Here is a 1014-nt window from a genome sequence, read left to right as displayed (position 1 = left end):
GCCGACATGCTCGACACCAAGGTTGGGCAGGACGAGAAGAAGGCCGATCCCGCGAAGGTGGCCAGGGACGGCTGGGATGCGTTGATGGCCGGGCAGGGGCACATCGTGTCGGGCCTGTCGAACAAGTTGCAGGTGCTCGGCGCCGGTGTCGTGCCGCAGTCGGTGCTGGCCGAACAACATCGCAAGATGGCTGAGCCGGGCGGCGGCGAGCGCTGACGCACCGCGAGCCATGAACCAGGCCGCGCTTCTCGACCTGCTCGCCAGCCTCAAGGCGCGCGCCTATCGCTTCGTGACGATCACGCCTGCCAGCCATGACCGCGTGCTGGCGCGTTCGAACCGCAGCGTCGCTCGCTGTCTGGAGGATGCCCTTGGATGGAGCTTGCCCTTCGAACACGGCCTGCTCGATGCCGATATCCTCGATCCGTTGCAGCGTGCCGGCGCGCTCAGCGAGGAGAATGGCTTGTTGCGGAGCCGGATTAGGGTTTCCTCGCTTGGCGAGGATCTGTTCATCCATTCGGCCCATCCGACGGAGGCTGACAATGCAGTGTTCTTCGGACCCGATTCCTATCGCTTCGCCACGCTGATCGAAGCCGAGCTTTCAGGCTGCACCGGCACGCTGGTCGATATCGGCACCGGTTCAGGCGTCGGTGCGGTCGTCGGCGCGCGTTGTTGCCCCGGCGCGCGCATCATCATGACCGACATCAACGCGCGGGCGCTGCAATTCGCGGCGGTCAACAGCGCCGCCGCGGGCCTGTCGGCGCAGTGCATCTTGGGGGACAATCTGGACGGCATCGCGGGGGCGATCGACGTGGCGCTGGCCAATCCGCCCTATATCATCGACGCATCCAGCCGCGCCTATCGCGATGGCGGCGGCCTGCTGGGCGCGCAAGTGTCGCTCGATATGGCGCAGATGGCAGTCGAGCGGCTCGCGCCCGGCGGAAAGCTCATCCTGTACACCGGCAGTGCCATCGTCGACGGGCGCGATGCGCTGCGGGAGGCGCTTGGAAAACTCGG

The 1014-nt window shown here is 66.6% G+C and carries 1 protein-coding gene and 1 pseudogene; both read left to right on the top strand.

The window, feature by feature from the left end; genetic code table 11:
• Window positions 1–216 (top strand): annotated as a pseudogene (locus tag M9978_RS23000) (SDR family NAD(P)-dependent oxidoreductase); the annotation flags it as partial.
• A gap of 13 nt (window positions 217–229) precedes the next feature.
• Window positions 230–1014 (top strand): methyltransferase (locus tag M9978_RS22995; RefSeq protein WP_254297504.1); only part of this gene is annotated, 785 nt, incomplete at its 3' end.

It is taken from the genome of Sphingomonas tagetis (assembly GCF_024211275.1).
Taxonomy (GTDB): domain Bacteria; phylum Pseudomonadota; class Alphaproteobacteria; order Sphingomonadales; family Sphingomonadaceae; genus Sphingomonas; species Sphingomonas tagetis.
This window is presented reverse-complemented; position numbering and strand designations above follow the sequence as displayed.